We start from the raw sequence: 26,607 nt of genomic DNA, 5'->3' as shown, positions 1-26,607 counted from the left end.
GGCGGTGGGCCGGTCCGCGTGAGCGGGCCGGCCCACCGCCCGAGCCGAGACCCTAAGGAGGGTTGATGGAGTTCGACTTCGCCGAAGAGCAGCCGAAGCTCCTCATGCTGATGTACGGGCTGATCGCGTTCGTCGCGGTCGTCGGGGGCCTGCTGGTGCTCCTCGACGCCGTGCCGTCCTGGTTCGCCCGACGCCGCGAGGCGCAGCTGGTCGCCGCCTCGGCGAGCGGGGCTCCGCTGCCCCGGCGCCCGAAGCAGCGCGAGGGCATGTTCGCGTTCTTCTTCCTGCTGCCTGCGGTACTGCTGCTCCTGATCGGCCTGGTCGTCCCGGCCATCCGCACCACGCTGCTGTCGTTCATGGACGGCGGCAGCCAGAACTGGGTGGGCCTGCGCAACTACACCTGGATGTTCTCCGAGGACTCGATCGTCCGGGTGCTGATCAACACGCTCGTCTGGGTGCTGCTGGTGCCGCTCGTGGCCACCGCGTTCGGGCTGCTCTACGCCGTGATGGTGGACAAGGCCCGGTTCGAGTCGGTGGCCAAGTCGCTGATCTTCATGCCGATGGCGATCTCGTTCGTCGGTGCCGCGATCATCTGGAAGTTCGTCTACGCCTACCGCGGCGACGGGCAGGAGCAGATCGGTCTGCTCAACCAGATCGTGGCGAGCTTCGGCGGCGAGCCGAAGCAGTGGCTGCTGGACTCGCCGCTGAACACCCTGCTGCTGATCGTGATCATGGTCTGGATCCAGGCCGGTTTCGCCATGGTGGTGCTCTCCGCCGCGATCAAGGCCATCCCGGCCGACATCGTCGAGGCCGCCCGGCTGGACGGGGTCACCCCGTGGCAGATGTTCTGGCAGATCACCATGCCGAGCATCCGCCCGGCGCTGATCGTCGTGGTGGTGACGCTGTCGATCGCCACGCTCAAGGTCTTCGACATCGTCCGGACCGCCACCAACGGCAACTACGACACCAGCGTCATCGCGAACGAGATGTACAACCAGGCGTTCCGGTACGGCCAGAACGGGCAGGGCTCGGCGCTGGCGGTCTTCCTGTTCGTCCTGGTGATCCCGCTCGTGATCTACCAGATCCGCAACCTGCGTCAGCAGCGGGAGGGCTGAGATGACCACCGCAACGCCCACGCTCCCCGCCGGGGCCCAGGCCACCGGGAAGACCTCCACGACCGCCGGTCGGGTGCGCAAGCGGTTGAACACCCGCATCGCGACCCTGATCTCGATCGTCATCGCGGTGCTCTGGACGATCCCGACCTTCGGGCTGCTCGTCTCCTCGGTCCGCCCGGAGGACCAGATCAAGTCCACCGGCTGGTGGACGTTCTTCAGCGACCCGCAGTTCACCCTGGACAACTACCAGGAGGTGCTGTTCGGCGGCTCGTCGTCGTCCGGGCAGCTCGCCGGCTACTTCATCAACTCGCTGGCGATCACCATCCCGTCGGTGCTGTTCCCGCTCGCGTTCGCGTCGCTCGCCGCGTACGCGCTGGCCTGGATCAACTTCAAGGGCCGGGACTGGATGTACATCGCGATCTTCGCGTTGCAGATCGTCCCGCTACAGATGGCCCTGGTGCCGCTGCTGAAGTTCTTCTCCACCGGGGTCAGCCTGGGCGGGATCACCATCATGCCCGCCTGGGACCTGGTCGACGAGCAGAAGTTCGCGCAGGTGTGGTTCGCGCACACCTGTTTCGCGCTCCCGTTCGCCGTCTTCCTGCTGCACAACTTCATCTCGCAGCTACCCAAGGATCTGATGGAGGCGGCCCGGGTCGACGGGGCCACCCACCCCAAGATCTTCCGCACCATCGTCCTGCCGCTGATCACCCCGGCCATCGCGGCCTTCGGCATCTTCCAGTTCCTCTGGGTCTGGAACGACCTGCTGGTCGCGCTGATCTTCGCCGGGGGCAGCAACGAGACCGCACCGCTCACCGTCCGGCTGGCCGAGATGGCCGGCACCCGGGGCAACGAGTGGCAGCGGTTGACCGCCGGCGCGTTCGTCTCGATGGTCGTACCGCTGATCGTGTTCCTGTCGCTCCAGCGATACTTCGTGCGTGGCCTGCTCGCCGGCAGCGTCAAGGGCTGACCCGGACGACCGCCGCCGCCCGTCACCGGGCGGCGGCGGTCGGGGCACCAGAGCGGGGTAACCGTGACGAAGATCGATGATGTCGCCCGGCTGGCCGGTGTCTCCACCGCCACCGTCTCCCGCGCGCTGCGCGGCCTCCCGACCGTCTCCGCGGCCACCCGCCGCCGAGTGCTCGCCGCCGCCGAAAAGCTCCAGTACGCGGTCTCACCGAACGCGTCGCGGCTGGCCGGCGGCCGGACCGCCACCGTCGCGGTGGTGGTCCCCCGGATCACCCGCTGGTTCTTCGGCACCGTGGTCGAGGCCGTCGAGGAGACCCTGCAACAGGCCGGCTACGACCTGCTGCTCTACAACCTGGGCGGCCGGGAACGCACCCGGCAGCGGGTGCTGCGCACCGCGAACCTGCACAAGCGGGTGGACGCGGTCATGCTGGTCGCCACCCCGCTGCGCCCGGCCGAGCTGGCCGCACTGGCCGCACTGGGCCTGCCCGGGGTGACCATCAGCTCCGGCAGCGAGGTGCCCGGCTGGCCCTGCGTACGCATCGACGACGTGGCCGCGGCGCGGACCGCCACCCAGCACCTGCTCGACCTGGGCCACCGCCGGATCGCCCACATCTCCGGCGACCCCGACGACGAGCTGGCCTTCACCACCCACCTGGACCGCCGCCGGGGCTACCACGAGGCGCTGCGGGCCGCCGGCATCGACCCCGACCCGAGCCTGGACATCGAGTCGCAGTTCACCGTCGACGGCGGCAACCTGGCCACCGCCGAATTGCTCGCCCGGGGCGAACCGCCGACGGCGATCTTCGCCGCCTGCGACGAGATGGCGATGGGCGCGATCAGCGCACTGCGCGACGCCGGGCTGCGGGTGCCGCAGGACGTCAGCATCATCGGCATCGACAACCACGACCTGTCCGGGGTGCTCGGACTGTCCACGATGGTCCAGCCGGCGGCGGAGCAGGGCCGGCTGGCTGCCCGCATCCTGCTCGACCCGCTCGGCGGCCGGGCCCTGCCCGCGCCGGCCCGCCGGGTCGTGCCGGGCCCGCACGGCCCGCAGCCGGGCGACCCCGCGTCCGGGCCGGTGATCCTGCCCACTCGACTCGTCGTGCGGGATTCGACCGGCCCGCCCCGGGCAGACTGAACGGATTCGCCCGCCCGCCGAGCGGGAATTGACCGGGCGGGAACATGACCGGGCGGGAACATGACCGGCGACGGCATCGACATACGGGAGAAGGCCCTGAACACCAACGCGACCCAGCAGGCACCGTCCGCCGGCCCGGCCACCGGTTGGTGGACCGAGGCCGCCATCTACCAGATCTACCCGCGCTCGTTCGCCGACTCGGACGGCGACGGGATCGGCGACCTGCCGGGCATCACCGCCCGCCTCGACCACCTGACGGAGCTGGGGGTGGACGCGATCTGGCTGTCGCCGTTCTACCCCTCGCCCCAGGCGGACGCCGGCTACGACGTGGCCGACTACCGGGACGTGGACCCGCTCTTCGGCCGGCTCGCCGACGCCGACCGGCTGATCGCCGAGGCCCACGCCCGTGGCCTGCGGGTGATCGTCGACCTGGTGCCCAACCACACCTCGTCGGCGCACCGCTGGTTCCAGGCGGCCCTGCCCGCCGCGCCCGGCAGCCCGGAGCGCGCCCGGTACGTCTTCCGCGACGGCCTCGGCCCCGACGGTGACCAGCCGCCGAACGACTGGCGCAGCGTGTTCGGCGGCCCTGCCTGGACCCGGGTCGCCGGGCCGGACGGCCGCCCCGGCCAGTGGTACCTGCACCTGTTCGACCCGGGCCAGCCCGACCTCAACTGGGACAACCCGGAGGTTCACGCCGAGTTCCTGGACGTGCTGCGGTTCTGGCTGGACCGTGGGGTGGACGGCTTCCGGGTCGACGTGGCGCACGGGCTGGTCAAGCAGGCCGACCTGGCGGACTGGCGGGAGCCGCAGGAGATCCTGTCCGGCAACGAGGTCGACAAGCCGCGCCCGCCGATGTGGGACCAGGACGGCGTGCACGAGATCTACCGGGACTGGCGGCGCCTGCTCGACGAGTACCCCGGGGGGCGGATCCTGGTCGCCGAGGCGTGGGTGGAGCCGGCCGAGCGGCTGGCCCGGTACGTGCGGCCCGACGAGATGCACCAGGCGTTCAACTTCGAGTACCTGCTCGCCGCCTGGACCGCCCCCGCCCAGTACGCCGTGGTCACCCGCTCGCTGGAGGCAACCGACAAGGTGGGCGCCCCCACCACCTGGGTGCTGTCCAACCACGACGTCGTGCGGCACGCCTCCCGGCTCGGCCTGCCCGTCGGCACCCCCAAGCCGAACGGCATCGGCATCGGCGACCCGCAGCCGGACGCCGCGCTGGGCCTGCGCCGGGCCCGTGCGGCCAGCCTGCTGATGCTGGCCCTGCCCGGCTCCGCGTACCTGTTCCAGGGCGAGGAGCTGGGGCTGCCGGAGCACATGACGCTGCCCGACGAGGCCCGGCAGGACCCGACCTGGGAGCGCAGCGGGCACACCGAGCGGGGCCGCGACGGCTGCCGGGTGCCGATCCCGTGGGAGGCAGACGCCCCGTCGTACGGCTTCGGGCCGACCGACGCGAGCTGGCTGCCGCAGCCGCCGCTGTGGGCCGAGTACGCCCTGGACCGGCAGCGCGGGGTGCCCGGCTCGACGTACGAGTTGTACCGGACCGCACTGCGGCTGCGCCGCGAGCACGGGCTGGGCCGGGGCACCCTGTTCTGGCTGTCCTCGGGCGACGAGGTGCTGGCCTTCCGCAACGGCGGGGTGAGCGTGCTGACGAACTTCGGCGACGCGGCGGCGACGCTGCCGGCCGGCGCCGAGGTGCTGCACGCCAGCGCCCCACTGGACGACGACGGCGCGGTGCCGACCGACGTGACGGTCTGGTTCCGCGCCGCCTGATCAGGACACCTGGTCAGACACCTGGGTCGGGTGGGCAGCCTCGGGGCCGGGGTACTGGCATGCGCGGCCTGTGGAGCTGATGTCGTGAACGACTCAGCGGGCGGAGCCGCCCGCCAGCCGTCGGCCCGCCGCCACGCTTCCCGGTCGGTGCTCCGGGGCGGCGGCGTGAGTCGTCTGCGACATCAGCTCCACAGGGCTCACGACGTCCCAGACCGAGGCCGCAGCGGTCCACCGCCCGCCGGGGACCGGGCGCTACAGGCGTTCGGCGCGGGTGTGCAGCAGGTCACGGACGGCGTCGATGTCCCGGGGCGAGGTGCGGGAGGCGAGCCAGTACATGATCCCGGTCGGGATGAAGAAGAGTTGGAACGCGGCCAGCCCCACGGCGTAGTTCAGCGGCGGCGGGAAGGCCGCCCGCAGCCCGTGGAAGGCCACCCCGACCAGGCCGTTGCCGGCCGCCCGGCCGACCCCGTTGACCAGGTTGCCGAGACTGTAGACCGTGCCCCGGTGCTCGGGCGGGTTGACGTCGGCGATCAGGGCGAACCAGTTCGGCGAGTTCGCCGAGGTGAGCGCCAGCGCGACGACGGCGGTGAGCAGGCTCAGCCCGACGGTCGGCTCGGTGACGACGCTGGCCAGCACCGCGCCGACCACCGCCCCGGCGCTGCCGCCGTCGGGCACGTCGATGCGGATCGGCACGAAGAACAGCACCAGGTAGAACGGCAGGGCGGCGAGGACGCCGACGGCCGCGACCATGGCCCGGCCCCGGGGGGTACGCCGCTGGAGCGCGTCGCCGACGAGGCCCCCGACGATGGACAGCACCCCGCCGAGCTGGAACAGGGTGGCGAAGACGCTGCCCACCACCACGGCGGTGGCCGCCGAGTAACCCTGGGCCTCGGCCCGCTGGGCGAACAGCACGGGCAGCCAGACCAGCGACCCGAACGCGGCCTGCGCGGTCAGCCCCTGTAGGACCAGCCATCGGTTGGTCCGGCGGGCCAGGATGCGGGGCAGGTCGGCCCGGGTGATCCGGTAGTCGTACTCCGCGCCGGCGGCGAGCGCCTCGGCCAACTCCGGCTCGCTCTGCCCGCGCCGGATGTCGTACGTGAACAGGTACGCGCAGGTCGCGGCCAGCCCGACGACGGTGAGCAGCCAGAACGGCCGCCGCCAGTCGGTGGCGCCGAGCAGCCCGCCGGCGAGCGTCCCGGCCAGGGTGCCGACGCCCTGGGACAGTCCCCAGAAGCTCATCACCAGCCCGCGTCGGCGCGGCGAGATCAGGTCGGTCACCACGGAGAAGCCGACCGAGCCGACCGCGCCGAGGCCGACCGCCGCGACGAGTTGGGCCGCCAGGAACGCCGGGTAGTTCTGGGCCAGCGCGCTGCCGCCGGTGCCGGCCGCCCAGATCAGGGTGCCGACCATCAGCAGCGGCTTGCGGTCGGTCCGGTCGCCGACGTACGCCCAGCCGACGGCGGCGACCGCGCTGACCAGGAAGCTGACTGCGGTGACCAGCCCGAGCAGCCGCTGGGACACGCCGAGCGCCCCCGAGATCGGCCCGTACAGCGGCGGGACGAGGCCGATCGCCACGTTGTCCAGCGAGGCGAGCAGCACGAACACCAGGACGCTGTACGTCCGGTGCGCCGCCCCGCCGCCCCGTCGCCGCACCACCCGACCGCTCACCGCCCCAGCATGCCCCGTCGGCCGATCAAGGGGAAACCGCCGCCCGGTGCGCGGTGGCGGCGGCCTCCCCGTGGATCGGCTCGGGCGGATCAGGCGGGGCGGTCGAGCACCCGGTCACGGGCGGCGGCGTAGCGCTCGCGGACGGCGGGGACGGGCGCGGCGGAGTGCTCCTCGGCGCCGGCCGGGGACCAGTCGGGCGGGGCGTCGCCGCCCAGGGCGAGCCAGGCCGCCTGGCGGGCCGAACCGTCGGCGACGTACTCCCCGGGTGGCGGGACGACGACCGGCCGGCCGAAGACCTGCGGCGCGATCCGGCGCACCGCCGCCGACCGGGCTCCGCCGCCGACCAGGATCACCCGGTCGACCCGGGCGCCCTGGGCGACCAGCGCGTCGAGGCCGTCGGCGAGCGCGCAGAGCATCCCCTCGACCGCCGCCCGGGCCAGGTGGGCGGGGGTCGAGGTGCGCAGGGTCAGCCCGTGCACCGCGCCGGTGGCCGACGGCCGGTCCGGAGTCCGCTCCCCCTCCAGGTAGGGCACCATGACCAGCCCGTCCGCGCCGGCCGGCGCGGACAGCGCCAGGTCGGACAGCTCGTCCAGGCCGACCCGGAGCAGGCCGGCGGCGGCGTCGAGCACCCGGGCCGCGTTGAGCGTGCAGACCAGCGGCAGGTACCGGCCGGTGGCGTCGGCGAACCCGGCGACGGCGCCGCTGGGGTCGGCGGCCGGGGCGTCGGCGACGCTGAACACGGTGCCGGAGGTGCCGATGGAGACGACCACGTCGCCGGGGCGGGCGCCGACGCCGAGCGCGGCGGCGGCGTTGTCCCCGGCCCCCGGTCCGAGCGGCGCTTCGCCGGTGGCCGGGCCGGCCCCGGACGGCAGGCCGGCCAGGGCTGCCGGGTCCAGGGTGCCGGCGGCCTCGGTCGGGCCGAGCACGACGGGGACCGTCAGCCGGCGGCCGAAGGCGCGCTCCAGCAGGTCGGGGCGGTACCGGCCGGTGGCCGGGGACCAGTAGCCGGTGCCGCTGGCGTCACTGCGGTCGGTGCGCAGGGCGGCCAGGCCCGGCGCGCCGGCCAGCCGCCAGGTCAGCCAGTCGTGCGGCAGGCAGACGGCGGTCACCCGGTCGGCGTTGGCCGGCTCGTGCCGGGCCAGCCAGCGCAGCTTGGTGGCGGTGAAGCTGGCCACCGGGACCAGCCCCACCGCGTCGGCCCAGAACCGGCGGCCGGCCTCGCCACCGCCGGCCTCCTCGATCAGCTCGGCGGCGGCCCCGGCCGACCGGGTGTCGTTCCACAGCAGCGCGGGCCGCACCACCCGGCCCGCCTCGTCGAGGCAGACCATGCCGTGCTGCTGACCGGCGACCGAGACCGCGGCCACGTCGGCCAGCCCGCCGGCCGCCTCGACCGCCGTACCCAGGGCCTGCCACCAGGCCGCGGGGTCGACCTCGGTGCCGTCGGGGTGCCGGGCGCGGCCCTCGCGGACCAGCGCACCGGTCTCCGCGTCGCGGATCACCAGCTTGCAGGACTGGGTGGACGAGTCGAACCCGGCGACCAGGGGCATGGCGGCGGCCTCAGCGGGCGCCGAGCAGGTGCTCGACGGCGAGCTGGTTCAGCCGGACGAAGCCGAAGCCCTTCGCGGCGGCGGCGTCCACGTCGAACTCCTCGAACGCGGCGCGGTCGGCGAGCAGGTCGGCGTAGCCCTCGCCGGGGGCGAGGGTCGGGGCGGCCAGTTCGGTGACCCGGCTGGCGGCCAACGCCTCGGCCACCTCCGGGTCGGCCCGGAACGCCACGGCCCGCTCCTTGAGCAGCAGGTAGGTACGCATGTTCGCCTCAGCCGAGGCCCACACCCCGGTGAAGTCCTCGGTGCGGGAGGGCTTGTAGTCGAAGTGCCGGGGGCCGTCGTAGGCCGGCCCGCCGTCCGGGCCGCCGTGCTCCAGCAGGTCGACCAGGGCGAACGCGTTGAGCAGGTCGCCGTGGCCGAAGACCAGGTCCTGGTCGTACTTGATGCCGCGCTGGCCGTTGAGGTCGAGGTGGAACAGCTTGCCCTGCCAGAGCGCCTGGGCGATGCCGTGGGCGTAGTTCAGCCCGGCCATCTGCTCGTGGCCGACCTCGGGGTTGAGGCCGACCAGGTCCGGGCGGGCCAGGGTGGAGATGAACGCCAGCGCGTGCCCGATGGTCGGCAGCAGGATGTCGCCGCGCGGCTCGTTCGGCTTCGGCTCGATGGCGAAGCGCAGGTCGTATCCCCGGTCGACGACGTACTGGCAGAGCACGTCGACAGCCTCGCGGTAGCGGTCCAGCGCGGAACGGATGTCCTTGGCCAGGTCGTACTCGGCGCCCTCCCGGCCGCCCCACATGACGAAGGTGCGGGCGCCCAGCTCGGCGGCGAGGTCGACGTTGCGCAGCACCTTGCGTAGCGCGTACCGCCGCACGTCGCGGTCGTTGCTGGTGAAGCCGCCGTCCTTGAACACCGGGTGGGTGAAGAGGTTGGTGGTGACCATCGGGACGACCAGTCCGGTCTCGTCGAGCGCCGTGCGGAACCGGCTGATGCGGCCGTCGCGGGTGGCGGCGTCCGCGCCGAAGGGGATCAGGTCGTCGTCGTGGAAGGTGATCCCGTACGCACCCAGCTCGGCGAGCTTGTGCACCGCCTCGACGGCGTCCAGCTCCGGGCGGGTGGCGTCGCCGAACGGGTCGCGGGCCTGCCAGCCCACCGTCCAGAGGCCGAAGGAGAACTTGTCGGCGGGGGTGGGACGGGGCGCCATGGCAGACCTCCGATAGCTATTTGTTCAGTGGTTGAATTATTTGGCGGGCGTGTGGCAGTGTCAAGGGGTGACCCGTCCCGCCGCTCCTGCCGGGGCGGTCCGCCAGGGCAGCCTGCGCGAGTTGAACCTCGCCGTGGTGCTCGGCCGGATCGCCGCCGCGCCCCGCCCACCGTCGCGGGCCGACGTGGCCGCCGTGACCGGCCTGACCCGGGCCACCGTCTCGGCCGTGGTCGACGACCTCGTCGCCGGCCGGCTGGTGGGCGAGTCGGAGCCGGCCCCCCGCACCGGCGCCGGGCGCCCGGCCCGGGGCCTGGTACTGGCCGGCAACGGCCCGGCCGGGCTGGGCCTGGAGATCAACGTCGACTACCTGGCCGCCTGCGTGGTCGACCTGGCCGGCGAGGTCCGGCACCACACCGTGCGCCGGGCCGACCTGCGCCCCGTCTCCCCCGCCGACGCGCTGGCCCGGCTCGCCGAGCTGGCCGCCGTCGCCCGGGTCGACGCCGAGCGGCAGGGGCTCACCCTGGCCGGGGCCGCCCTCGCGGTGCCCGGGCTGGTCGACGCGGCCGGCCTGGTCCGGCTCGCCCCGAACCTCGGTTGGCGGGACGTGCCCGTCCCCGAGCTGCTCTCCGGCCACCCGCCGCTGGTCGATCCGGTCCCCGGCATTCCGCCACTGGTGGTGGAGAACGAGGCCAACCTGGCCGCGCTGGGCGAGCTGCACGCCGACCCCGACGGTCCGGTCAGCTTCCTGCACGTCTCCGGCGAGGTCGGCATCGGCGCCGGGATCGTCCTCGACGGCGCCCTCTTCCGGGGCGTCCGCGGCTGGAGCGGCGAGATCGGTCACATCCCCGTCCAGCCGGAGGGCCGGCCCTGCCGGTGCGGCGGCCGGGGCTGCCTCGAACGGTACGCCGGTCAGGAGGCCGTCCTCGCCGCCGCCGGGCTGGACCGGACGAACCTGCCGGCCGACACCGCCGCGGCCCGGCTGGCCGACCTCGCGTCCGCCGACCACCCCGCCGCCCGGGCGGCCCTGGCCGAGGCGGGGCAGGCGCTCGGGATCGCGGTGGCCGGCGTGGTGAACCTGCTGGACCTGGACACCGTGGTCCTCGGCGGCGGATACGCCCTGCTCACGCCCTGGCTGCGGCCACCGGTGCTGGCCGAGGTGTCCCGGCGGGTGCTCACCGCCGGCTGGTCGCCGGTGACCGTGCGTCCCTCCGCGCTCGGCCCGGAGGCCGCCGTGGTCGGCGCGGCCGGCTCCGTCGTCCGGCGGATCGTCGCCGACCCCGTCGGGTGGCTGAACCGCACCGGCTGACCCCGCCCGCTGCCGACGGGCGACCGTTGGCCCCTGCCGCGGTCAGGCCGTGCGCGACCAGCCGCCCGGGGCGGCGTCGCCGGGCCACCCGCAAGGGGCCGCGTCGGTCGCCCGGCCGCGCGGCACACCGCCGCCGGGCCGGTTCCCGCTCGACCAGCCGGCCCGCGGCTCGCCCTGCGGCCAGTCAGCCGGGCCGGTCTCCGTCGTCAGCTCCCCGGACCGGGTCTCGGCGGGCGACTCCGCAGCCGGCGGCTCCGGCGGATGCCGGTGCCGGGCCACCTCGTCGAACTCCTGCAGGCCGGCGAGCAGCGCCTGCCGCCCCTCGGGGGTCATCCCGGCCAGGATCGCGGCCAGCCGCTGCCGGCGGTCGGCCCGCAGCTCGGCGAGGAGCCGCTCGGCCTCCGCGGTGAGGTGCAGGGAGATCTCCCGGCGGTCGGACCGGCCGGGCTCGCGCTCCAGCATGCCTGCGGCCACCAGCCGGTCGCAGAGCCGGCTGGCCGAGGAGAGCAACATGTCGAGCAGCGTCGCCAGCCGGCGCAGGTTGATCCCGTCGTGCTGCTCGACCACCATCACCGCGCGCAGTTGCGCCCCCGAGAGTCGGCTGGTGGTCCGCTCACGCGCCGCCTCGAAGACCGTGAGCAGGGTGCCGGCAGCCGCGTCGAGGGCGGCGGCCATACTCGCTTCTGGTCCGCGTGGACCGTGTTCTTCGGACATGGTGGGCACGAGACTACCCGGCGTCCCTGGTCGCCGGCCCCTCCGAACAGAGGACAGACGATGAGCGGTGCGGAAGACCGGGCCCGCCGGACGCTGACCGGGGCACCGGCCGACCTGCTGGTCGACCGACTCGCCGTGGACCTTGAACGGTCGTACGGGATCACGGACGTCGAACTGCTCCAGGTCGACTACCGGCTCTCGGCGCTGCTTCCGCTCACGGAAGGTGAGCCGGTGACCGAGCCGGGCCACCCGGCCTGGCGGTGCTTCGACCACCAGGAGCCGGCCCTGGCCGGCCGGACCGGGTACCTCCCGGTGAGCATGCGGGGCGAACGGCGCGGCGTGCTTCGGGTCACCCCGGTCCCCGAGGACCGGGCCGCCCTCGACGAGCTGCTCGGCATCGCCACCGCCCTCGGCCACGAACTGGTGGCGGTGAACGACGGCACCGACGTGTACCGGGCCGCCCGCCGCACCCGCCGGCTCACCCTGGCCGCCGAGATGCAGTGGGAGCTGTTGCCCGGACGGAGCCGGATCCGGCCCTCGTTCAGCCTGGCCGGGCAGCTCGAACCGGCGTACGCGGTGCGCGGTGACAGCTTCGACTGGTCCGACGACGGGCACCAGCTGTGGCTGTCGACGATCAACGGGATGGGTGAGGGGGTCACCGCGTCGGTGCTGACCGCGCTGGCCACCCACGCCCTGCGCAACGCCCGGCGGGCCGGGCTCTGCCTGGCCGACCAGGCGGCGCTGGCCGACCAGGCGGTGTACGCCCTGCACCGGGGCGAGCAGCACGTCTCGACGTTGCTGCTGGAGCTGGACCTGGCCAGCGGGTCGATGACGGTGGTCGACGCCGGCTCGCCCCGGCTGGTGCTGCTGCGCGACGGCGAGGTGGTCGAGCAGCCAGTGGAGGCACAGTTCCCGCTGGGCATGTTCGACGGGACCGACTACCGGGAGCAGCAGTTCACGCTGCGCCGCGGGGACCGGCTCTTCGTCCTCAGCGACGGCGTGGTCGAGGCGACCGGTCAGAACGTCCGGTACGGCGAGACGGCGCTGGACCGGTTCCTGCGCCGGACCGGCCCGATGGAGCCGCTGGACGCGGTCCGGTCGCTGCTCGGCGACCTGCGGGCGTTCGTCGCCGGCGACCTCGTCGACGACGCGGTGGTGGTCTGCCTCGACTGGACCGGCCCACAGCCGTGACCGGGGCCACGGCCGGGGCGGGATGGCTGCCAACGCCGGGGCCGGTGGCGCCCCGGCCGCACCACGCCGGAGTGGTCAGTAGGCGCCCCGGCTGCGCATGACCGCGCCGAAGGTCTTCCACAGGATGGTCAGGTCGGCGGCCAGCGACCAGTTCTCCACGTAGTAGAGGTCCAGCCGGATGCCGTCCTCCCAGCTCAGGTCGGACCGGCCGCTGACCTGCCAGAGGCCGGTCATGCCGGGCTTGACCAGCAGCCGCCGGGCCACGTCGCCGTCGTAGCGGGCCACCTCGGAGGGCAGCGGCGGGCGCGGGCCGACCAGGCTCATCTGGCCGAGCAGCACGTTCGCCAACTGGGGCAGCTCGTCCAGCGACCACTTGCGCAGCACCCGGCCGACCCGGGTCACCCGGGGGTCGTCGCGCATCTTGAACATCAGGCCGTCGGTCTCGTTGCGGGTGGCCAGCTCGGCGAGCAGGGCGTCGGCGTTGACCACCATGGTGCGGAACTTGAACACCCCGAACTCCCGGCCGCCCTGGCCGACCCGGGTCTGCCGGAACAGCACCGGTCCCCGGCTGTCGAGCTTGACGGCCAGCGCGATCACCGCCAGCAGCGGCAGGAGCAGCGCCACCGCCACGGTGGCGGCGGACCGGTCGACGAAGCCCTTGACCAGCTTGCGGGCCCCCCGGAACTCGGGGGCCTCGACGTGGATCAGGGGCAGGCCGGCGACCGGCCGGGTGTGGATGCGGGGGCCCGCCACGTCGGTCAGCGCGGGCGCGACGACCAGGTCCACCCCGGTCCCCTCCAGCTGCCAGCCGAGCCGCCGCAGCCGGGTCGCGGTCAGCTCGCCGGAGGCGGTGACCGCCACGGTGTCGGCGCCGATCGCGGCGACCGCCTGCGGGATGCCCCGGAACGAGCCGACCACCGGGACGTCGCCGAGCCGCTGCGGCACCGGCGCCAGCAGCGCGTCCGGGATGCAGGCGCCGACCACGTGGTAGCCGGCGTACGGCTCCCGGCGGAGCTGGTGCACCAGCTCCAGCACGTGCGCGGTGTCGCCGACCACCAGGACCTTGCGCGACCAGCCCCGGCCCCGGGACCGGGCCCGGTGCAGCCGCTTGCGGGCGGCGAACCGGGCCACCTCCAGGCCCACCATGCCCACCGCGAACGAGATGGCCAGGAAGCCCCGGGAGACGCCGACGTCGGCGATGTAGCCCGCGATCGCGGTGCCCCCGGCGAGCCGCAGGCTGGCGGTGCCCACCCGGCGGTACTCGTCGGCGCCGTAGCCCAGCACCCGGTCGTCGTAGCAGCGCAGCACCTTGAGCGAGACCAGCCAGGTGAGCACGAGCGCGGGCGCGACCACGACGTACGGGATCTTCGAGCCCACCGGCTCCTCGCCGCCGAAGCGGGTGACGTAGCCGATCAGCACGGCGACGGCCAGCACGGCGGTGTCCAGCACCACGAGCATGCGGACGTACGCCCGCTCGTCGACGCGGGCCACCGGCCTGGCCCGGCCGTCACCAGGACGCGACGGCGTACTGGTGGGGGTCAACAGCGTCGCCGATGTCACCGGCCCTCCCCAATTCTGCTGAGGCCGGCCCCGGTCGGCGGTCGGTCCTTCCCACGGGACCGGCGCCGCCGGAGCACCTCGACATCTTGCCTGAAAACCATGGCCACCGATCGCCTCGGACGTATTGCCGTCATTTGCTTCGGCGGCCCATTCCCGGGAATACGTTCCGCCGCACCGGGTTTCACCGGCGCGGCGGTCCGACCTGCGCTGATCGGTGACTCAGCGTGGAGCGTTCGGGCGCAGCGCGATCGCCTTGAGGAAGATGTCACCGATCTTGGTCGGGTCCTCGGTGACGAAGCTCCCCCCACCGGTGACCTTGGTGATCGACTCCAGCTCGGCCTTGCTGACGTCGGCGCCGATGCCGATGATGACGACCTGGACCGGCCGCTCGGGGTCGGCGATCCGCTTCAGCTCGGCGAGCAGCTTCTGCTGGGAGATGCCGTCGTCGTCCTCGTTCTTGCCGTCGGTGAACAGCACGACCGAGTTGACCCGGCCCGGCTCCCAGTCGTCCTGGACCGCCTGGTACGCCGCCAGCGTCGTGTCGTACAGGCCGGTGTCGCCGTTCGAGGGCCGGATCGTGGCCAGCCCCTGCCCCAGCCGGGCGCGGTTGCTCGACAGCGGGTTGATCGGCACCAGCTCCCGGTAGTCCCGGGCACCCACCAGCCTGGTGGAGAAGGTCCACAGCCCGATCGACCAGGAGTCGTCGAACAGGTTCAGGCCCCGGCTGGCCGCCGCCACGGTGACCTGCGCCCGGGTGGCGTTGTTGGCGCTGGGCACCGGCTGCTTCATCGAACCGGAGACGTCGATGACACACAGCATCCGGCCGGACTGGGTGGCGATCGACCAGCTGGAGACGGCGCGCTCTACCGCCATCGGGTCGAGGCCGCCGGCCCCGTTGCCGCCCGGCGCGGGTGCGCCGCCCGCGCCGCCGGCCGAACTCGACGCGCCCCGCGGCGCCGTGAAGCCCTCCCCCCAGTTGCCGTCCGGCCCACGCAGCGACCGCTCGGCCAGCCGGTCACGGAAGCCGGGGGTGGTGAGCACCTCGAACAGGAGCCGGGCGGCGGACTGTTTCGCCGGCTCGACGCCGGGCAGCACCGCGTACGGGTAGTTCAGCGGCATCGGCGACGGTTCGAGGTAGAGCGCCGCCAGCGGGATCGGCGGCTTCCGCTCGTTGTACGCCATCACGTCCTCCTCCGACAGCACCGCGGCGCCGAGGCCGCTGGCGATCGCCGTCGGGTCGGAGGAGCGCGGGAACCGGGCGAGCAGGTCCTCGCGCAACGCGGACCGGCCGGTGGCCAGCGCCCGCAGCGCGCCGGTGGTCGCCTCCTGCGCGGCGTCGCCGCCGGCGGCGCTGGCCGCCGTGGTCAGCGACAGCAGCCCGGACAGGCCGGCCGCGTCCTGGGTCGGCTCCACGATCCCGGCGCGCAGCGGCTTGCTGCTGCTCACCTGCCGCAACAGGTCGGACCAGGTCAGCTTCTTCTCCGGCCAGCCGAGCCGGGAGGAGGCCACCGGCTCGGGCACCGCCACCACGATCGGGCTGCGGGCGATGGAACGGCCGTTGCCCGGGGCGAACGCGGTGGCCCCGGCGGCCTTCAGCCGCAGCAGCCAGGTCGAGGAGTCCGGCACCCACACGTCCGGGGTGACGGCGGTGCCGCTGGCCTGGCCCACCCCGGAGAGCTGCACGCCGTGCTTGCTGGCCACGGCCGCGGCGACGTCCACCGACTCGGCCGCGGACACGTCGACCGCGATGCAGGTGCCACCGACCGCCGCGCCGTCGGCCACCCACCCGGCCGCCGCGGCCTGCACCGCGGGCGCCAGCTCGGGGGACGCCGCCACGGTGAGCTGGATCTGCCCCGAGCATGCCGGCTGCACCAGTTGGCGGTACCCGAACCAGGCGCCCGCCACGACGACGACCAGCGCGGTCGCCGAGGCGACAGCACCTGCTCCGGGGAGACTTGAACGCATGCGATGGCGGCCCGACACGGTCACCATCTTGCGTACCCGCTGCGGGCACTGCCACGTCCGTTCGGGCGAAAGTTACGCAGCATACACAGCCAACGGCCGCTTCACGACACTGCGTCACCGATCCGTTTCCGGCTGTCGCCGGACCGCCCCTGAACAGGGACGGAGCGCGGCGCCTGCCGGTCGCCCGGTCAGGGCAGGACGCAGGTCGGGCTGGGCGCCAGGACGGGCTCGCCGACCGGCGTCGGCACCCCCGACTCCGGGTCCACCCGGAGCACCCGGACCATGTCGGCGCGCTCGTCGGCGACGTAGAGGTACCCGCCGGCCAGCGCGAAGTGCCGGGGCCACTCCCCGCCGGTCTCCACCTCGGCGACCAGCTCGGGCAGCTCCCCCGCCAGCGCGAAGACCGACACCGTGCCGACGCCCCGGTTGCCGACGTAGAGGAAGCGGCCGTCCGCGCCCACCGTGATCTCGGAGGGCTGGACGTGGCCGGCGCGGCTGCTGGCGTCCACCCGGCCACGCTGGTGCAACGCCCCGTCCGGGGTCAGCTCGTACGCCGTCACCGTGCCGTCCAGCTCCCCCGCCAGCCAGCAGCGCCGGCCGTCGGGGTGCCGGGCCAGGTGCCGGGGGCCCGTGCCCGCCCCCGTGTGCACCCGAGGGGCCCGGGGCACCAGCCGGCCGGTGGCGGCGTCGAGGTCGTACCGGTAGACGGAGTCGGTGCCGAGGTCGACGGCGAGCAGCGGCCCGGCGTCCGGCGCGGGGGACACCATGTGGCAGTGCGCCTTCTCCTGGCGCTGCGGGTCCGGTCCGTGCCCGGAGTGCACCACCAGGTCGCTGCGCTCGCCCGGGACGCCCTGCGGGTCGAGCGGGAGGACGGCGACGCTGCCGCCGCCGTAGTTGGCGACGACCAGGTGCCCGCCGTCGGGGGTGACCGCCAGGTGACAGGGCTCCGCGCCGCCGGTGCCCCGCACGCCCAGCGGGGTCAGTTCGCCGTCCGGGCCGGTGCGGAACGCGCTGACCTTCCCCTCGGCCAGCTCGTTCACGGCGTAGAGCACCGGCAGGACCGGATGCCGGACGAGGAAGGACGGCGACGGGGTGACCGCGACGGTGCCGAGCGGGGTCAACGCGCCGGTCCCCGGGTCCCGCCGGGCGGCGACGATCCCGTCGCCCCGGCCGCCGCTGGCCGCCGTGTAGCCCCCGAGGTGGACGATCGTCTGCTGCCCGGTCACCCGATCCGCCTTCCGCCGCTGCCTGTGTCGATCCCACCAGAGCTTTCCCCGCGACCCACCGCGTCAGCCCTCATTCCCGCCTCAATCCCGCGAATCGCCCCGGACCGCCCCGGACCGCGCCGGACCGCGAACCGCGCCGGGGCCCGGGCGGGTGGGGCCGGGGCCGGCTCAGGCCACCGGCACCGGCTCGCCGCGCTGCCGGGCGACGTGCTCGACCAGGGAGATCAGCACCAGCTTGCCGGACTGTCGGTCCCGGGCGTCGCAGAACACCAACGGCACCTGCGGGTCCAGGTCCAGGGCCTGGCGTACGGAGTCCAGGCCGAACCGCCGGCCGTCGTCGAAGCAGTTGACCCCGACCACGAACGGGATGCCCCGCTGCTCGAAGTAGTCGATCGACGGGAAGCAGTCGGCCAGCCGGCGGGTGTCGGCGAGCACCACCGCGCCGAGGGCCCCGAAGGCCAGTTCGTCCCAGAGAAACCAGAACCGGTCCTGACCGGGCGTGCCGAAGAGGTAGACCTGGAGGTCCTCGTTGATGGTGATCCGGCCGAAGTCCATCGCCACCGTGGTGGTCGACTTCCCCTCCACGCCGGAGAGGTCGTCGACGCCGATCCCGGCCCCGGTCAGGACCTCCTCGGTCTGCAACGGCCGGACCTCGCTCAACGCGCTCACCAGCGTCGTCTTGCCGGCGCCGAAGCCACCGGCGACCAGGATCTTCAGGGCCAGCGGGATCCGCACCCCGGATCCGTCACGGTCATAGCGCACGGAGTCCACTGACCACCGCCTTGAGGATGTTGTCGTCGGGTAGGAACGCGGTGCCGGCCGGCCCGTGCACGGAGACCAGACCGCGGGCGAGCAGGTCGCCGACCAGCACCCGGACCACGCCGACCGCGAGGTCCAGCTCGGCGGCGAGCTCGGCGACCGGCACCGGGCGGCGGGCCAGCTCGACCAGGCGCCGGTGCTCCGGGTGCAGTCGCGGGTGGGCGGCGGGGTCGACGGCCCGGTCGGCGAGCACGAACGCGACCAGGTCGAGACCGACCGTCGGCCGGACCCGGCCCCCGGTCAGGGTGTACGGGCGGATCACCGGCCCGGCGTCGGCGTCCAGCCACTCGTGCTGCGGCCCGGGGGACTCAGCCCGCATCGGCGGTACCCAACCCGGTCCGGGCCGGCGCGGTCAGGTTCTCGCCGACCCGGGTCACCAGCATCGCCATCTCGTACGCCACCAGGCCGATGTCCGCGTCGGCCTCGGCGACCACCGCCAGGCACGCGCCCTGACCGGCGGCGGTGACGAAGAGGTACGCCGACTCCATCTCCACCACGGTCTGCCGGACTCCCCCGGCGTCGAGGTGCCGGCTGGCGCCCTTGGCGAGGCTGGAGAAGCCGGAGGCCAGGGCGCAGAGGTGCTCGGCGTCGCTGCGGTCGGAGTCGGCCGAGGCGCCGAGCAGCAGCCCGTCCGCCGACAGCACCACCGCCTGGCGGGCGGCCGGTACCCGTTCCACCAGCTCGTCGAGCAACCAGTCGAGATCGACGTTCGACTTCGTCGTGTGCACCACTAGACGTCCCTCTCAGTTGCGGTCGGGGGTTGTGGAAGCGCCGCCGGGGCGTCCGGATCCGGTGGCCTACCGGCGGCGGTGGTGGTGGGGGGCGGTACGGGAGCGCCGCCGGCGGCGGCGTCGCGGCGGCCCCGGGCGGTGCCGGACTGGAGGGCGGACATCAGCCGGCGGGCCTCCTCCGGGGCGCGCGGGGCCGGGGCGTCCTGGGCGGTCGGCCGGGGGCGGGCGGCGGGACCACGCCGGCGCACCCGCCGGGGCAGGCCGTCGCCCTCGCCGGACGGGTCGGCCGGCACGGCGCGGCTGGGGACCAGCGGCACCACGGCGGTCGGGGCGTCCACCCGCTCCCGGGTGATCCGGGGCGAGCGCGTCCGGGGCAGGGTGCTGAGCCGGGTCACCTTGGCCATCCGCTGGTCGTCGGCCGAGCCGTCCCGCATGGTGGCGGACGGCCCGGGCGGCGGCTCGGTGGTCACCAGGTCCGGCGGGATCAGCACCACGGCGGTGACCCCGCCCTGGGCGGCCCGGCGAAGCTGCACCCGGACCCCGTGCCGGGCGGCGAGCCGGGCCACCACGAACAGCCCGAGCCGGGCGCTGTCGGCCGGGTCGAACTCCGGCGGCGTCGACAGCCGCTCGTTGGCCTCCTCCATCGCCGGGGCGGACATGCCCAGCCCCTGGTCGGTGATCTCCAGCGCGTACCCGTTGGGCAGGCTCTGCCCGCGTACCGCGACGCGGGTGCCCGGCGGGGAGAACGCGGTGGCGTTCTCCATGAGTTCGGCGAGCAGGTGGATGATGTCGCCGACCGCCCGGCCCACCGTGGCGGCGGGCTGCATGTCGGCGATGTCGACCCGGTCGTACGACTCGACCTCGGAGATCGCGCCCCGGACCAGGTCGACCATCGCAACCGGGTTGCGCCAGCCCCGGCCGGGGGCGGCGCCGGCCAGGATGACCAGGTCCTCGGCGTGCCGGCGCAGCCGGGTGGCCAGATGGTCCACCCGGAACAGCTCGGCCAGCTCGTCCGGGTCCTCGACGCGGCGCTCCATCCGGTCCAGCAGGGCGAGCTGCCGGTGCACCAGGCCCTGGCTGCGCCGGGCGATGTTGAGGAAGACCTCGTTGAGCCCCCGGCGCAGGCTGACCTCGTCGACGGCGGCGCGCACGGCCGTGCGGCCCACCTCGTTGAAGGCGTGGCCGACCTGGCCGATCTCGTCGCGGCCGTACTCCAGCGACGGCGCCTCCCGGGCCACGTCCACGTCCTCGCCGCGGCGCAGCCGGGTCACCACGTCCGGCAGCCGGTGCTCGGCCATCTCCAGCGCGGCGGTACGCACCCCGGAGAGCCGCTGCGCCAGCGACCGGCCCACCCGCAGGGACACCACCACCGACACCACCACGGCGGCGAGCCCGAGCACACCGGCGGCCCCGAGGCGGACGAGGATGCCGACCGCCACCGGGACCGTCCGCTCGGCCAGCCCGTCGGCCTGGGTCAGCTCGAAGTCGCGCAGGCGCCGCTGGACGGCGTCCTGGCTGGCCTGCCAGGCCCGGACGTCCACGGCGGGCGCCCGGACGGGATCGGCCCGGACCAGGGTGTCCTGGAGGGCCCGCAGCCGGGCGAAGTCGTCGCTCTCGGCCAGCCGCTGGTACGCGGCCCGGTCGTCGGCCGGCAGGTCGGCCACCGCCGACTCGACCAGGAACCGCTGGTTGCCGATGGTCTGCACGAGTTGGGCGTGCTCGCCCTCGGCGAAGCGCCCGGTGACCAGCACCCCGGCGAGCAGCGCGTCGGCCTGCCCGAGCAGCTCCCGGGAGCGGCCGAGCGCGGTCAGCGCCAGGACCTGCCGGTTGAGGTCGTCGGCGGGCAGCGTGGCCATCGCCGAGAACGCCTGGAACGCCGCGCCCACCATGCCGCTGTAGAGCCCGATCGCGCCGGTCCGGTCGACCTCGCGGCGGTCGATGAAGCCCCGGCCGGCGGGCAGCGCGTCCAGCGCGCCGAGCAGCCGGTCGACGCGGGCGTCGAGCAGGTCGTCGGCAGCGTCGCGCAGCCGTTCGCCGGAGACCCGGGTGCGCAGCTCGGCGACCGCGACGTCGGTGCGCCGCCGCTGTTCGGCCAGCGCCGGCAGCGCGCCGTCGCCGGCGAGCTGCACCACGCTGAGCCGGCGCTCCCGTTGCAGCTCGGCGACGACCGTCTCGCCCGGCCGGCCGAGGTCGTACAGGAGGGTGCGGGCGGAGAGCAGGTCCAGGGCCGGGCCGAAGGTGAGGGTGGTCGCGAAGATCCAGAGCGCCAGCAGCGCGCTCACCGGCGCGATGACCAGCGCAGTCAACTTCGAGCGGATCGGCCAGTCGCGGGTGTTCATCAGACCTCGCCCGGAAGGTGTGGCAGCGGGTGGCGCCGGCGCCGGCGCGGGCTTCGCCCGCCGTGGCACCGGGGCACCGGCACGGGCGCCTTGGGCAGGATACGTAATCGCCGGCCGTTGCGATACCGGGCCTGACGCCCCGCGCGCTCACCCCGGCACGCTCCGCTGTGGACGACGCGCGAGCGCCCCGCCCGGTTTCGGGGGCGGGGCGCTCGCGCGTGCCGGTCAGGCGGGTTGGATCAGGCTTCGCCGGAGATGCCGAGACCCTCGGCGACCCGGCGGCCGTACTCCTCGTCGCACTGGTCGAAGTGCCACACCATCTTCTCCTGGATGTGCTTCTCGCACTGGCCCAGCAGCGTGATCATGTTCTGCACCAGGTCGTCGCGCTCCCACCTGGGCATGGTACGGAACCGCTCGCCGGCCTGGGCGTAGTTGTTCTGCCGCTCGATCGGGGCCCGCATGAGCTGGCCGGAGACGAACGGGCGGTACTCCCGGTACGACTCGTCGGCCTCCCGGAGGCCGGCAACGGAGGACGGCTCGAAGTTGATGTGCGGGCTGCCGCCCCGGTTGTCCACCCCGTACGACATCTGGCCACCGTCCTGGTTGGTGCTGACCTGGACGTCCTTGCGCGGCGCGTTGACCGGGAGCTGGAGATAGTTCGGGCCGACCCGGTAGCGCTGGGTGTCCGAGTAGGAGAATGTCCGGCCGATCAGCATCTTGTCGTCGGAGAAGTCCAGGCCGTCGACCAGCACGCCGGTGCCGAAGGCGATCTGCTCGTTCTCGTTGTGGAAGTTGGTGACGTTGCGGTTGAGCGTCATCACCCCGACCGGGCGCAGCGGGAAGGCGTCCTCCGGCCAGGTCTTGGTGTCGTCGAGCGGGTCGAAGTCCAGCTCCGGGTGCTCGTCGTCGCTCATGATCTGGACGTTGAGCTCCCACTGCGGGTACTCGCCGCGCTCGATCGCCTCGTAGAGGTCCTTCGAGGCGTGGCCCAGCTCGGTGGCCTGGATCGCCGCTGCCTGCTCCTCGGTCAGCGACTCGACGCCCTGCCGCGACTTCCAGTGGTACTTGACCAGCACGCCCGCACCGGCGGCGTTGACCATCCGGTAGGTGTTCACCCCGAAGCCGTCCTGGGTGCGGTAGTTGGCCGGGATGCCCCGGGGGCTGAACAGCCAGGTCAGCATGTGCATCGACTCGGGCGTGTTCGACATGAAGTCGAAGATCCGGTTCGGCTCCTGGCGGAACGTCACCGGGTCCGGCTTCAGCGAGTGGATCACGTCCGGGAACTTGATCGCGTCCCGGATGAAGAAGACCGGCAGGTTGTTGCCGACCAGGTCCCAGTTGCCGTCCTCGGTGCGGAACTTCACCGCGAAGCCGCGCGGGTCGCGCGCCGCCTCCGAGGAGTCCCGACCGCCGATGACGGTGGAGAAGCGGATGGAGACCGGGGTCTTCTTTCCCCTGGTCTGGAACAGCTTGGCCCGCGTGTAGGTCGACGCCGGCTCGTCGCCGATCGTCCCGTACGCCTCGAACTCGCCGTGCGCGACGAAGCCGCGGGCGTGCACCACCCGCTCCGGGATGCGCTCCCGGTCGAAGTGGCTGATCTTCTCCAGGAAGTGGTAGTTCTCCAGCGTCGCCGGGCCGCGCGAGCCGACCGTCCGCTGCTGCTGGTTGTTGTGCACGGGGTGACCCTGACGGGTGGTGAGGGTCGGCTTGCTCGCCTGCGGGTCGCTCATCGCTCTCCTCCGGAATCTGTCGCTGCCGGCAGCGCGTCGCCGCGAGTCACCGCGAGGCGGGGCTGCGTGACCCGCAGCCCGGCCGCCCCGGAGGCGTTCGACGTCGGACTCGACCGGCATCACCCACCCTGGCCCGTTTTCTGGAACGAGTCAAGTTTTGGGTCGGGGTCGGTTCTGTGCGCCGGGTCATTGCGGGCCGCCGGGAACCGGACGCCGGGGCGGAGCGGGGCCGGAACCGCCCGTGCCGCAGCCCGTACCCGGGACCACCCAGGAAATTCCCTCGGATCGGGATTGGCGATCAGTGGCCTGAGGGAATACCGGGGGTACGAAGGAGGAGCCATGTCGCCCACGCAGGTAGTCGTCACAGTTCTCGTCGTGCTGGTGGTCGTCGCGGCGCTGGTCGTGGTCGGCCGGCAGGCCGCCCGCCGCCGCGCGCTGCGGTCCCGGTTCGGCCCCGAGTACGACCGGATGGTCACGGAGCGGGACAGCCGCTCGGCCGCCGAGCGGGAGCTGCGGGACCGGGAGCGCCGGCACGCCGAGCTGACCCTCACCCCGCTCACCCCCGAGTCCCGGGCCCGCTACGCCGCCGCGTGGGAGGAGCTCCAGATCCGCTTCGTCGACTCCCCCACCGAGACGGTGAGTGACGCGGACGAGCTGGTCGGCCGGCTCGTCGCCGAGCGTGGATACCCGTCCGGGGAGTTCTCCGACCAGGTGGCCCACCTGTCGGTCGAGCACGCCCGGACGCTGTCGCACTACCGGGACGCGCACGAGATCCGGCTGCGCAACGAGCGCGGCGAGGCGGGCACCGAGGAGCTGCGGCAGGCCGTCGTCCACTACCGGGCACTCTTCGCCGACCTGCTCGGCGAGGACCCGGTGGGCGTCCGGGCACCGGAGCAGCGCCGACCGGACGCCACGCCCGAGCACCGGCCGGACGCCGGGCCCGACCATCGGCCGGACGCCGGGCCCGACCATCAGCCGGACGCCGGGCCCGCCGACCGTCCGCACGACGTCACGAGCCGTTGAGGAGAGCCACGATGCGCCAGGAGCAGCAGGCCAGCAGCGACCACCCGGAGGCCGTCCGGTCCGCGCCGGTGCCGGTCCCGCCCCCGGGCGACCGGCCCACCGAGGCCGGCCACCACCGGGACCGCGACGCCGACGGCCGGGTCGACCTGCCCGAGGACGTGCTGGACGACCGGGGCACCTTCGACGACCCGGCGGTGGCCGGGGAACGGGACGGCGGGCACGGGACGGCCCGGCGGGGCGAGCGCCGCCGCGACGCCGACGACCTGGACGACACCCGCCCGTACGACGTGCGGGACGCCGACTCCGACGGGGCGCCCGAGTTCCACGAGCCGGCGCCCCTACCGAGCGCGTTCGGGGCGACCACGGTGGGCGACGCGGTGGCGGCCTCGGCCATGGCCAGCGGCCGGCCGGCCGACAAACGGGACCCACGTGGCGAGGACACCGCCCAACCGGGCGACGGCGCGCCGGGGCGCACCGACGCGTTCGACGCCGAGCGGGCCGACCCGACCGCCGGGGACCGGCTGCACGACCGGGACCGCTGGGCGGCGGCCGAGGCGGCCCGCAGCCGCGAGGACGCGGTAGTCGCCGGCGCTGCCGGGTACGGCCGGCCTGAGCCGGGCATGACCGACCCGGACGCCGCCGCCCCGGACACCGCCCTCGGCGCGGCCACGGCCCGGCCGACGGGCGGCGCGGTGCACGGGGACGCCACCGACCTCTTCGAGCCGGACGCCGCCCAGGCCTTCCGGGACCGCTGGCGCGACGTCCAGCTCCGCTTCGTCGACGACCCGAAGGCCGCCGCCGGGCAGGCCCAGTCGCTGGTGGAGGAGGCCATCAAGGCGCTCGCCGCCGCGCTCGCCGAGCAGAAGAACAAGCTTGGCGACTGGCAGCAGACCGGCGACGACACCGAGCAGCTTCGGATCGCGGTACGCCGGTACCGCGACTTCCTGGACCGGGTGCTCGGCCGCTGACCGCCCTTCCGACGCTAGCTATCCGCACGCCCCGGCCACTGACGGCCGGGGCGTGCGGCACATCCCGGGAACCGCCGTCCAGGTTTCGATCACGATGACGGCTGCGGAGACTGCCGGGCCGAGTGGGATGCGCCACTCACCCTGCCGCGTGATGTGAGCCGGTTGACCGTGCGATCGGTGGCGACGCCGACAGCAGCCGTACCAGAAGGTCTTTTGCGAACGCTCTACGTAACCGCGACGTACCCGGTCGGTGTACCGTCCGAAGTGGTGGCCCACCCGGTACAGCCGGCGGTGCCGCCACCGAGCCCGCCACCTGGGGAGCGACGCCATGAGCGATGCCGAGACGTTTGGCGCACGTCTACGTGCCCACCGCGAGCGAGCCGGCAAGACGAGAGCAGTCCTCGGCGGACTCGTCGGGCGCAGCGGCGAGTGGGTGAAGGCACTGGAAGCGGGCCGTCTGCTCGTCCCTCGGCTGCCGATGCTGCTTCGTCTCGCCGAAGTGCTCGGTATCTCCGACCTGGCCGATCTGACCGGCGAACAGTCTCTTCCGGTCGCTTCGGTCACGAAGGCCGGGCACCCTGACATCAGTCGGATCGCTGTTGTCATGCAGCGCTCCGCCGTCCCGGCCGGCGTTCCGACCCCGGTAGAGACGTTGACCAGCCTGGTTGACCAGGCGTGGCGCATCTGGCATGGATCCTCCACGGAGCGGACCGCCATTGCCGGGGTGCTACCCGGCCTGCTCAACGATGCGCGCCGTAGCGCCTGGCGACTGGAGGGTGTCGAGCGGCGACACGCCCTGGTCGAGTTGGCCCGCGCCTACCACCTTGCCCAGTTGTACCTTGCCCACCAGCCGCACCCCGAGTTGGTGTGGCTGGCAGCCGACCGTGCCATGGCCGCCGCGCAGGAAGCTGACGACCCGGGCGCCATCGCCGCTGCCGCTTGGTACTACGCACACGTATACCGCTCGTCGAACATGATCGAGGAGGCGGAGCAGGTACTGATGGAGGCGCTGGCCGTCCTCGACTCCGACGCTGGCGTTGACCCGCTTGCCCGCTGGGGGCAACTGCACCTGGGAGTGGCACTCGGGCACAGCAAAGCCGGCCGGGCTGGACAGGCGTGGCGGGCTTGGGACCTCGCCGAGGGGGCCACCAGGCGACTCGGCAGTGGCTACGTACATCCCTGGTTGATGTTCGGAGAGACCGTATGCGCGGTTTCCGCAGCAACGATGGAGTCGGACCTGTGCCGGCCGGGCGAGGCCATCCGCCGTGCGGCCACAATCGACTACCCGGCGCTGCCATCCCGGACCCGTCGCGCTGCGGCTCTGATCGATGCGGCCCGGGCACATCTGGCGCGTCGCGAGGAGATCGCCGCCGTGCACCTGCTCGGGCGAGGCCTCCGCGAGAGCGTGGACACCGTCCAGTACAACCCCTTCGCGCGAGCAGCCACGCTGGAACTGGCGGGCCGGCGCGGTACGACCGGTGAGGACGCCCGAGAGCTGGCGCTCGCAATGGGTATCAACTGATAGTAGTCGCAGAGGTACAAACCATCACCGTCATGCCTGCTCAACGCTCGTAACGTGCGGTTACGGGCGTGATCGGCAGGTAGCTGTCAGTACCGGTTCTGCCACGAA

Annotated in this window: 21 protein-coding genes; 9 read left to right on the top strand and 12 right to left on the bottom strand. The window is 73.8% G+C overall.

The genetic code is table 11. From position 1 onward, the window contains the following. Positions 1–65: 65 nt before the first annotated feature. The 4 genes from C5N14_RS23670 (at position 66) to C5N14_RS23655 (ending at position 4,992) form a co-directional block, all read left to right on the top strand. Positions 66–1,115 (top strand): carbohydrate ABC transporter permease, encoded by a 1,050-nt coding sequence (locus tag C5N14_RS23670; protein ID WP_117670774.1) that lies wholly within the window; start codon positions 66–68, stop codon positions 1,113–1,115. Position 1,116: 1 nt separating this feature from the next. Beyond that, positions 1,117–2,082, top strand: a complete 966-nt coding sequence (locus C5N14_RS23665; RefSeq protein ID WP_117670773.1) for a carbohydrate ABC transporter permease — start codon at positions 1,117–1,119, stop codon at positions 2,080–2,082. A 63-nt stretch (positions 2,083–2,145) separates the two neighbouring features. Then, the gene (locus C5N14_RS23660) at positions 2,146–3,219 is read left to right on the top strand and encodes a LacI family DNA-binding transcriptional regulator (protein WP_117670771.1); all 1,074 of its coding nucleotides are present in this window, start codon (positions 2,146–2,148) and stop codon (positions 3,217–3,219) included. A 96-nt stretch (positions 3,220–3,315) separates the two neighbouring features. After that, complete coding sequence (locus C5N14_RS23655) at positions 3,316–4,992, top strand: glycoside hydrolase family 13 protein (protein ID WP_117670970.1); 1,677 nt, start codon at positions 3,316–3,318, stop codon at positions 4,990–4,992. A 252-nt stretch (positions 4,993–5,244) separates the two neighbouring features. Here C5N14_RS23655 and C5N14_RS23650 read toward each other — a convergent pair whose 3' ends face one another. From C5N14_RS23650 to xylA, 3 genes are all read right to left on the bottom strand, one after another. Further along, on the bottom strand, positions 5,245–6,660 hold the full coding sequence (locus tag C5N14_RS23650; RefSeq protein ID WP_165878207.1) for an MFS transporter: 1,416 nt from the start codon (positions 6,658–6,660) through the stop codon (positions 5,245–5,247). An 89-nt stretch (positions 6,661–6,749) separates the two neighbouring features. Further along, on the bottom strand, positions 6,750–8,207 hold the full coding sequence (xylB, locus tag C5N14_RS23645; protein WP_117670769.1) for a xylulokinase: 1,458 nt from the start codon (positions 8,205–8,207) through the stop codon (positions 6,750–6,752). Between the two features lie 10 nt (positions 8,208–8,217). Further along, positions 8,218–9,405: a xylose isomerase gene (gene xylA / locus C5N14_RS23640; RefSeq protein ID WP_117670767.1), complete on the bottom strand. Its 1,188-nt coding sequence runs from the start codon at positions 9,403–9,405 to the stop codon at positions 8,218–8,220. A gap of 67 nt (positions 9,406–9,472) precedes the next feature. On the opposite strand from xylA, the gene C5N14_RS23635 reads away from it, so the two are divergent. Continuing rightward, entirely contained in the window at positions 9,473–10,711 is a 1,239-nt protein-coding gene (locus tag C5N14_RS23635) for an ROK family transcriptional regulator (protein WP_243639977.1), read from the top strand. A 42-nt stretch (positions 10,712–10,753) separates the two neighbouring features. Here C5N14_RS23635 and C5N14_RS23630 read toward each other — a convergent pair whose 3' ends face one another. Beyond that, entirely contained in the window at positions 10,754–11,386 is a 633-nt protein-coding gene (locus C5N14_RS23630; protein WP_117670763.1) for a MarR family winged helix-turn-helix transcriptional regulator, read from the bottom strand. Positions 11,387–11,485: 99 nt separating this feature from the next. On the opposite strand from C5N14_RS23630, the gene C5N14_RS23625 reads away from it, so the two are divergent. Continuing rightward, entirely contained in the window at positions 11,486–12,616 is a 1,131-nt protein-coding gene (locus C5N14_RS23625; protein WP_117670762.1) for a PP2C family protein-serine/threonine phosphatase, read from the top strand. 75 nt (positions 12,617–12,691) lie between these two features. Here C5N14_RS23625 and C5N14_RS23620 read toward each other — a convergent pair whose 3' ends face one another. The 8 genes from C5N14_RS23620 to C5N14_RS23585 all read right to left on the bottom strand — a co-directional run bounded on the left by C5N14_RS23620 (position 12,692) and on the right by C5N14_RS23585 (position 22,986). Further along, entirely contained in the window at positions 12,692–14,176 is a 1,485-nt protein-coding gene (locus C5N14_RS23620) for a sugar transferase (protein ID WP_117670760.1), read from the bottom strand. A 219-nt stretch (positions 14,177–14,395) separates the two neighbouring features. Next, positions 14,396–16,141, bottom strand: a complete 1,746-nt coding sequence (locus C5N14_RS23615; RefSeq protein ID WP_117670966.1) for a substrate-binding domain-containing protein — start codon at positions 16,139–16,141, stop codon at positions 14,396–14,398. A gap of 188 nt (positions 16,142–16,329) precedes the next feature. Further along, positions 16,330–17,367 (bottom strand): lactonase family protein, encoded by a 1,038-nt coding sequence (locus C5N14_RS23610; protein ID WP_117670758.1) that lies wholly within the window; start codon positions 17,365–17,367, stop codon positions 16,330–16,332. Positions 17,368–17,535: 168 nt separating this feature from the next. After that, the gene (locus tag C5N14_RS23605; RefSeq protein WP_117670756.1) at positions 17,536–18,138 is read right to left on the bottom strand and encodes an ATP/GTP-binding protein; all 603 of its coding nucleotides are present in this window, start codon (positions 18,136–18,138) and stop codon (positions 17,536–17,538) included. Continuing rightward, the gene (locus tag C5N14_RS23600; protein WP_117670754.1) at positions 18,119–18,505 is read right to left on the bottom strand and encodes a DUF742 domain-containing protein; all 387 of its coding nucleotides are present in this window, start codon (positions 18,503–18,505) and stop codon (positions 18,119–18,121) included. The genes C5N14_RS23605 and C5N14_RS23600 overlap by 20 nt, the downstream gene beginning before the upstream one ends. Next, complete coding sequence (locus C5N14_RS23595) at positions 18,495–18,917, bottom strand: roadblock/LC7 domain-containing protein (protein ID WP_117670752.1); 423 nt, start codon at positions 18,915–18,917, stop codon at positions 18,495–18,497. Before C5N14_RS23595 ends, C5N14_RS23600 begins: the two co-directional genes overlap by 11 nt. Next, positions 18,917–21,256, bottom strand: a complete 2,340-nt coding sequence (locus C5N14_RS23590; protein WP_117670750.1) for a nitrate- and nitrite sensing domain-containing protein — start codon at positions 21,254–21,256, stop codon at positions 18,917–18,919. The genes C5N14_RS23595 and C5N14_RS23590 overlap by 1 nt, the downstream gene beginning before the upstream one ends. Positions 21,257–21,495: 239 nt before the next feature. Then, on the bottom strand, positions 21,496–22,986 hold the full coding sequence (locus C5N14_RS23585) for a catalase (RefSeq protein ID WP_117670748.1): 1,491 nt from the start codon (positions 22,984–22,986) through the stop codon (positions 21,496–21,498). A 339-nt stretch (positions 22,987–23,325) separates the two neighbouring features. Here C5N14_RS23585 and C5N14_RS23580 point away from each other — a divergent pair, with 339 nt between their 5' ends. From C5N14_RS23580 to C5N14_RS23570, 3 genes are all read left to right on the top strand, one after another. Continuing rightward, complete coding sequence (locus C5N14_RS23580; RefSeq protein WP_117670746.1) at positions 23,326–24,009, top strand: hypothetical protein; 684 nt, start codon at positions 23,326–23,328, stop codon at positions 24,007–24,009. A gap of 11 nt (positions 24,010–24,020) precedes the next feature. Next, positions 24,021–24,977: a hypothetical protein gene (locus C5N14_RS23575; RefSeq protein WP_117670744.1), complete on the top strand. Its 957-nt coding sequence runs from the start codon at positions 24,021–24,023 to the stop codon at positions 24,975–24,977. A gap of 328 nt (positions 24,978–25,305) precedes the next feature. Beyond that, positions 25,306–26,499, top strand: a complete 1,194-nt coding sequence (locus tag C5N14_RS23570) for a helix-turn-helix transcriptional regulator (protein ID WP_117670742.1) — start codon at positions 25,306–25,308, stop codon at positions 26,497–26,499. The last annotated feature ends 108 nt before the right edge of the window (positions 26,500–26,607 follow it).

The organism is Micromonospora sp. MW-13, assembly GCF_003434305.1.
Classification (GTDB): Bacteria; Actinomycetota; Actinomycetes; order Mycobacteriales; family Micromonosporaceae; genus Micromonospora.
The sequence above is the reverse complement of the archived record's forward strand: the minus strand, read 5'-3'. Positions and strand labels throughout refer to the sequence as shown.